1 protein-coding gene is annotated in these 1,429 nt (G+C 69.5%); it reads right to left on the bottom strand.

The genetic code is table 11. From position 1 onward, the window contains the following. Positions 1–1,412 (bottom strand): hypothetical protein (locus AB0J46_RS51915; RefSeq protein ID WP_364344944.1); only part of this gene is annotated, 1,412 nt, incomplete at its 3' end. Positions 1,413–1,429 lie beyond the last annotated feature (17 nt).

Raw genomic sequence — 1,429 nt, 5'->3', positions numbered from 1 at the left:
CCGGTGGCCGCCGGGTCATGCTCGACCTCGGCCTCCAGCACGCCAGGCCGCCGATCGACATCAGAGATCGCGGCGGTGAAGGACGGGCTGAGGGTAGGCAGAATCCACGATCCCGAGACCAGCTGACCGACAGACGCGGACATCTTGCCCACGACAGGTGCGGGCGGCAAAGTCTTGAAGATCGTCGTGTCCACGCGGGCGGACACCCATTGCGCCCAGGGGCCTGACATCCCGGACGTGGTGGTGGCCCGCGCCCGCCAGCGGATCTGCCAGCCATCGACCAGCTTCCCCGCCGGGACGGCCACCCAGGCGTTGCCGCCGGACGCGTACGACTTGTCCGAAGAGCCCGACCAGATCAGCCCGGTGCCCTGAGCGGTGGCGGCCGGGTCATGCTCCACCTCGACATTGAGCTTGCCGGCACGGTTCTCCGGATCCGTCACCTTCGCGAACAGCCACGGCGTCAACGTCCCAGCCGTCCAGGAGGCGGAACCTGGAAGAGCCGGATCCATGCCCAGCGATTCGACCGACGGCCTGTTGACGTCGATGCGTGCCTGGACCCAATCGGACCACGGCCCGGCGATGCCCTGCGCGGTTTCCCCGCGGGCACGCCAGCGGATCTTCATGCCGTCGGTCAGCTTCCCGGCCGGGACCTGGATCAAGGCGTTGTCACCGGAGCGAGACGGCTTGGTGCTCTTCCCCGTCCAGATGAGGCCGGCGCCCTGTTCAGTCGCCGCCGGGTCGTGCTCGATCTCCACGGCGATCAGGGAGTCCCTGTTCTCCGGGTCGGTCACCTTGGCATACAGCCACGGCGAGGTCGCCGCCGCCGTCCACATTCCCGCGTCCCAGGTCGCCGGCGTCATGGACAGTCCCGCGACAGAGGGTTTGCGCAGGTCGACTCCCGTCATGAGCCAGTCCGACCATGGGCCGGCCACACCGGTCGTGGTCTCGCCGCGTACCCGCCAGCGGATCTTCATCCCGTCGGTCAGCTTCGCGGCCGGCACCTGCACCCAGGCGTTCGCCCCGGAAGCGGCGGCGGTGGCGCCCTTGCCCTCCCAGATCAGTCCCGTGCCCTGACCGGTCGCCGCAGGATCGTGCTCGACCTGCGCCCACAGCCGTGAAGCACGCGAGGCGGGATCGGTGATCTTGGCGTACATCCACGGTGTGCCCGACGAAGCGGTCCACGATGTGTCGCCCTTGGTGGCCGGAGTCAGTCCGGCGTCGGAAGCGGCGGGCTTGGTCGCATCGACGGTGGCGGTCTGCCAGGGCGACCACTCGCCTTCCGCACCCGCGGTGGTGACGCCGCGCACCCGCCAACGGACCTTCATGCCATCGGCGAGCTTGTCTGCCGGTACCTGCACCCAGGCGTTGCCGCCGGAATTGTAGGCGGTGGCCCCCTTACCGGCCCAGATCACCCCCGTACCCTGCGCCG

It is taken from the genome of Nonomuraea sp. NPDC049758 (assembly GCF_040674635.1).
GTDB lineage: Bacteria > Actinomycetota > Actinomycetes > Streptosporangiales > Streptosporangiaceae > Nonomuraea.
The sequence above is the reverse complement of the archived record's forward strand: the minus strand, read 5'-3'. Positions and strand labels throughout refer to the sequence as shown.